Annotated in this window: 7 protein-coding genes; all 7 read right to left on the bottom strand. The window is 71.1% G+C overall.

The annotated features are described in order from the left end of the window. Positions 1–110: 110 nt before the first annotated feature. The gene (locus CCR97_RS22230) at positions 111–821 is read right to left on the bottom strand and encodes a helix-turn-helix domain-containing protein (RefSeq protein ID WP_201159856.1); all 711 of its coding nucleotides are present in this window, start codon (positions 819–821) and stop codon (positions 111–113) included. Further along, entirely contained in the window at positions 818–1,195 is a 378-nt protein-coding gene (locus CCR97_RS22235) for a hypothetical protein (protein WP_111359269.1), read from the bottom strand. Before CCR97_RS22235 ends, CCR97_RS22230 begins: the two co-directional genes overlap by 4 nt. After that, positions 1,192–1,575: a transcriptional regulator gene (locus CCR97_RS22240; protein WP_111359268.1), complete on the bottom strand. Its 384-nt coding sequence runs from the start codon at positions 1,573–1,575 to the stop codon at positions 1,192–1,194. Before CCR97_RS22240 ends, CCR97_RS22235 begins: the two co-directional genes overlap by 4 nt. Further along, a complete protein-coding gene (locus CCR97_RS22245) occupies positions 1,572–2,189 on the bottom strand; it encodes a hypothetical protein (RefSeq protein WP_111359267.1) in 618 nt (205 codons plus the stop codon). The genes CCR97_RS22240 and CCR97_RS22245 overlap by 4 nt, the downstream gene beginning before the upstream one ends. Continuing rightward, positions 2,189–2,962, bottom strand: a complete 774-nt coding sequence (locus CCR97_RS22250; RefSeq protein WP_111359266.1) for an AAA family ATPase — start codon at positions 2,960–2,962, stop codon at positions 2,189–2,191. Before CCR97_RS22250 ends, CCR97_RS22245 begins: the two co-directional genes overlap by 1 nt. 11 nt (positions 2,963–2,973) lie before the next feature. After that, positions 2,974–5,205, bottom strand: coding sequence for a DDE-type integrase/transposase/recombinase (locus CCR97_RS22255; RefSeq protein WP_201159857.1), 2,232 nt, complete (start codon positions 5,203–5,205; stop codon positions 2,974–2,976). Further along, the coding region (locus CCR97_RS22260; RefSeq protein ID WP_201159858.1) for a hypothetical protein at positions 5,202–5,598 on the bottom strand (397 nt) is incomplete at its 5' end. The genes CCR97_RS22260 and CCR97_RS22255, both read right to left, overlap by 4 nt.

The raw sequence follows: 5,598 nt of genomic DNA on the forward strand, positions 1-5,598 counted from the left end.
CGTTCACGTCGGCCGCGATGGCCGCGACCTGGTCCTCGCCGGCCGCCTTGATGCGCTCCAGCTCGCGCATCAGCACGCCGATGCGGGCGACGGCGGCGGCCGCCTCGACGTCACTCTGCGGCACGGGCAGTTGCGGGGCCGCCACCTTGGTGCGCTTGGCCATCGGTCTCGTCCTTCGGTTCGGAGGTGGGTTCGTCCGCCGGTTCGGCGTATTCGTAGCCGAGCCCCTGCAGGGCCTCGGCGAGGGCATCGGAGAGGGCCGCGGCCGCAGGCTCGAGCTCGGCGATGCGGTCTCGCGCATCGCCGTCGCGAGGCCGCTCTGCGCATCGGCGCAGCTCGTCGAGCTGGGCGAGGAGCCGATAGGTGCCGGCGGCGACGTGTTCGAGCGCGACGGCCCGGGCCGCGACGGCGACGACCTCGTCGACCGACAGGTCGATTGCGGCGCGCCAGGGATCCGCGGCGCCCATCACGCGCTCGGCCGCGGCGACCGCGTCGGCATCCTGCCAGCGGTCGGCCCGGGCGAGTTCGGCCAGGATCATCTCGCGCGCCGTCGCAAGGCGGCGCGCGAAGTCGGGATCGCTGTCGCGCAGCGCCTGGCCCTTGTCGGCGCCGTGCATGATCGACGTGTGATCACGATCGCCGAGCAGCCGACCGATCGCCGGGAAGGTCAGCGTCGTCATCTCGCGCGCCAGCAGGCAGACGGCGTGCCGCGGCTGACACAAATCGCCGGTGCGCCGCAGGCTGCGGATCTTGCTGCTCGGGATGCCGAAGGCGTAGCCCACGGCGCGCAGGATCATCCGGATGCTGACGGTGCCGCTCATGCCGCATCGCCTCCGAACGGGCGCTCGACGACGCGCTGGGCGGCGCGGTGCGGCTTCGGGAACAGCACGACGTTCGGGATGCGGCCGCTCGCGACCGCGACCAGCGTGTCGAACTGCGCGATGGTGAGGGCCTGCAGTCCCTGCGCGGCGACCACCTGCTCGGCGAGCATCTGGCGCGCGGCATCGTCGAGCATCGCCTCGCGCGCCGCCTTCAGATCGGCTTCGAGACGCTCGGCCAGCTCGGCGCAGGAATGGAGCGACGCCTCGAAGGCCTCCTTGCCATCCTGCGTGATCTCGTGCGTGCCGGCCTTGATGGCGCCCATCCAGTAGGCGAGCCGCAGGATCTGCTCGGACAGCGGGGGTGCGGGGATCATCCGGCCTCTCCCTTGAGGCGCGAGTGCGGACAACCGGCCCGGCAGGCACGATAGAGGCGCGCCCGGACCGAGGACGTCGCGGCGAAGCCCTTCGCCTGCTCGTCGAGGCAACGGTCGCGGGCGATGTCGCCGAGCACCGGACACTCGACCGTCACGCCCATCAGGGCGCCGGCGACCTTCTCCTGGATGCGGGCGAGATCGCCCGGATAGGTGCGCGACAGCACCTGAGAGACGACGGGCGGCGAGTAGCCGATGCGGGCTGCCGCGGCCGCGCCGGAGGTGCGGTTCGCCTCCTCGGCGAGCGCCTGCACCCAGGCCGGCAGATCGGCGCCCCAGGCGGCGCTCGCACGTGCGAGGAAGTCGTGCTTCGGCGGCTTCACGAGGACACCTCCTCGGCCGCGGCTGCGCCCATCACGGCATTGCGGTTCGGATCAAAGACCACGTGGGCGCGCAGGATCCGCGGCGCCTTCGGACCGGTGTTCATGCCGGGCTTGAGCTTCCAGACGGCCAGCTTGCCGGGGCCACCCGGGACGACGGCGACGAGATACCCGGCCGCCACTAGCCGCGCGACATAGGAGCGTCCGGTGAGCGCGCCGATGATCAGCTCGTCCGTCGAGGCAGCCATCGCGAGCTCGGGCCAGGTGAACTGGCCGAGCTGGCGCATCGCATTCCACAGCTGCTGTTGTGCGGAAGGCGGCGCCTGCGTGCCGTCGCGCCGCAGCCGCGGCGTGACCGTCGGGCTGGTGATCAGGCGATAGGTGGCCGCGCCGGACGGCCGCCGGATATCGACCCTGGCGATGCCGCCCGCGACCAGCCGGCGGACGAAGTCGTGGATGTTCGACTTGATCGCGTTGCTGGCGCCGTCGATGTCGGAGACCGTCCACGAGCCGCGCTTGTCCAGCTCGCGGATCACGGCCCAGAAATGATCGTGCCCGCGCGGAATGACGACCGGGACCGTGTGCGCCTTCGGCGATGCTTTGACGGGCGTGGGCATCAGGCGCTCCGTCGCATTGCGTCGGCGGTGCGCGGCGTCGGCGCCTTCGACGTGAAGAACGCGGTGCCACCCCAGGCGGCACGGTCGATCGTGGTCAAACCGCGGTTCCGCGCCAGCTCGGTCACCCGGGCGAGGTTGACGACGATGCGCCGGGCTCGCCCGTCGGACTGCTTCCTGATCTCGTCGAGCAGATCGGGCGTGATGGTGACGCGCGGGCAGAATGCGGCGGCGAGCGCCGCCGTGTCGTCGAGATCGCAAGGCAGCGCCGGCATCCAATCGAGCACGCGGTTATGGACGCGCTCGTGCTGGGCGAGCTTCGCCGGCAGCCGTTCCTCGCCGATCAGGATCACGGGGCAGCTTGCAACCTCTCCGATCTCGCGCACCAGCTCGATCATCCCTTTGTCGACCAGCTTGTCGGCCTCGTCGACGATCAGCGGGCGGCTGGGGTCTTCTCCGAGCAGCGCCTTCACTTGATCGGCCATGTCGGCAATGGTACCGCGTGCCTGAACGCCCAGCTCGAACAACATCGACTTCACGAGTGTCTTGCGCGTCCAGCTCTCGCCGACCTCGACCCGCACGGCGCGCGTCTTGTTCTGCGCGAAGATCGAAGCGTAGGTCTTCCCGTAGCCGGACGGGCCGTGACAGACGCCCATGTTCGGAAGGTGCGGCTGGCGTTCGATCAACGTCGTGACCAGCGCCATGAAGGCCGCGACGTTCTTCAACGGCACCTGTCCGCTCACGTGTCCCTTGACGCCCGTGGCCGTGCTCGACATCCTGTCCTCCTTCAAACGTGGTTTCGCCCCGTCGCGTCGTGCCAGGACGCGGCGGGGCTCTTCGTTCCGACCGCATGCGCACCGTCGCCCGCGAGCGGATCGCAGAAGTCGTAAGTGAGCGCGAAGCCCTTGAACTCCGGGCCGGCTCGGTAGCCGCCGAGCCACATCGCCTCGTCGGCCGCGACCGGCTCGCCGGCAACGATCCGGGCGATCAGATCGAGGGCGCGCTTCCAACGCTGGTGCGGCGTCTCTTCGGTGCGCAGTGGGCGCACGACCTGATCCTCGGCAATCAGCCGCGCCTGCAGGGCGAGCACGTCGGCGGACGGTGTGGGCGGCTCGATCGAGCGCGGCGTCATCGCGTCGCGCGCCGCGGCGATCGCCGGCGTCTCGTGAGCCTCGGTGCGCTTGGGCAACGTGATCACGTTGTTGGCGGCCGCATCGCGCTCGGCGACGGAGAGGACCCGCTCGATTAGGGCCGGGCCCTTGGTGATCTGCTTGATGGTCCGCCGCGCCTCGCGGGTCGCCTCGTCGAGGATCTCGGCCTGGGCGGCACGCCGCGCCGCCATCAGGGCCGCCGGGTCGAGGCCGGCCAGCTCGGGGCACAGGCCCTCGCCGACGAAGCGCCCGTCCTCCGCGTCGAAGGCGTAGATGCGGCCGGCGTCGGCCGGGTCCATGCGGACCAGCACGCGGTCGCCCGGCAGCGCTTCCATCACAACGTAGTGGAAGCCGTCGACCCGCACGCCGAGCTTCGTCACCTCGCGGAAGCCGTCGCCGCCGGCGACCGGCATCAAGAGGAGATCGAGGGCGCGCGGATCGACGGTGCGGATCGGCCGCTTGGAGGCGGCGGCGGCGAGCCGGGGCGTCGTCTTCAGCGCGGCGTGCTCGCGCTCCGCGTAGACGGTGTCGACCCAGCGGTCGACCATGGTCTGCAGCGCGGCGCCGGTGAGGCTCACGCCGAAGGTCTCGGCCGTCTCGGCGCCGAGGTTCTTCGCGAAGCTCTGCCGATCCTCGAGGCGCTTGCGGTCGGCGACCGAATGGCCGACGAAGCCCGGCAGCAGCGTCGCGCAGTCGTGCTGGAACGTCTTGATGACGCGCTCGACGAAGGCCTTCTGCTGCGGCTGGTACGGGTCCGACAGCTCCATCTCGATGCCGAGCGCGGCGAACAGGCGCTGCGTGTCGCGGGCGACGAAGTCGGAGCCGTTGTCGGTCTTGATCTTGTCGGGCACGCCCCAGGCGAGGATCGCCTTGCGGATCAGCAAGGCGACGGCCGAGGCGCGCGGCGTGCGCGAGACGTAGAGCACGGTGCGCCGGGTCGCGATGTCGATCGCGGCGTAGATCGTGTGGCGGCCGTCGATGCACAGCGCGTCGACCGGCGAGGCGTCGATCATCCACAGCGTGTTCGGCTCGACGACCCAGCGATAGGAGCCGACGCCGGACGGCGCCAGGTGCGAGCGATAGCGGTCCGGATTGGAGAGCTTCGTCAGGGCGACGTGCTCGTCCTGCTTCAGCTTCGCGACAGCGTGCTGGATGGTGCGCACCGGCGGGACCGGCACGGCCTTGCCGGCGCCGAGGTCGAGCGTGTCGCCGAACTCCGAGCGGATCAGCTGGCGCAGGTGATGCGCCGAGAGGTGCGGATTTTGCGCGAGCAGCGCCAGCAGGAAGGTTCGCACGCGGCCGCCGGCGGCCTGGTCGAGGACGCCCTTGCCCTTGCGGGCCGCGGCGCGGTCGACGGCGAGCGCGTCGGCCTGACCGGTCGCGCGGGCGGCGCGCCAGCGCGCCAGCGAGCGCGGCGACAGCGTCGGGACGATCTCGCGGATCCACGGCTCGATCGTCAGCGAGCCGGTGTTGTAGGCGTCGACGAAGATCTTGGTGCGGGCCGTCTCGGAGAGCCGCTGGCCGAGGCTGAAGGCGTGATAAGCCGCGACGATGGCGAGCCGCGCGTCGCGCTCCAGCGCGGCGCGGTCGGAGAGATCGCGGCTCGGGGACGGTGCGGTCGCGGGCGGCGCCGGCACGTCGGCGACGCCGATGGTCCGGTGTCGGCGCTCGTAGGCGATGCGGGCGAGCGGCGGCAGGAGGGCGACGTTGAACTCCATACCGCCGCCCCGGCCGGATCGGCGTCGGGCATAGGCGAGGCTCTCGGCCCAGCCCTCGCGGCCGGCGAGAAGCTGAAAAGCCCGCTCCGTGTTCGGAAGACCTGGCAAGGCCTCTTCGGCCAGTTCGCGCGCGGTGAGCCACTCCTTCATCGCCGCGCCTTCCACTGGGCGTCGGCGGCTTCGATCTCGCGGTCGAGTTTCTCGCGAAGCTCGCGAGCCTTCTCGCGCCGCAGCAGCGCCTCGTACTTCGCCTCGATCACGATCAGGCCGGCATCGTTGAGCAGCGTGTTGAGTGGGCGGACATCGCCCGTCACCAACACGAGCGCGGCGAGGCGCTGCGCCGAGATCGCGTGCGGCTTCTCGGGGCTCGCATAGGCGTCGAGCATCGCCTTGGAGACGCGCTCGCCGAGATGCTCGGTCATTGCGGCTGCGATCTCCTCGCGGGAGCGGCCGCACTCGTCGAGCGTCTTGGCGATCGCGCGAGACAGACGCCGCGCCGGGGTCCACGCCTTGACCTCGTCGGCTGCGAAGCGCGGCACCACC

This window comes from Rhodoplanes elegans, from assembly GCF_016653355.1.
In the GTDB taxonomy this organism is placed as follows: domain Bacteria; phylum Pseudomonadota; class Alphaproteobacteria; order Rhizobiales; family Xanthobacteraceae; genus Rhodoplanes; species Rhodoplanes elegans.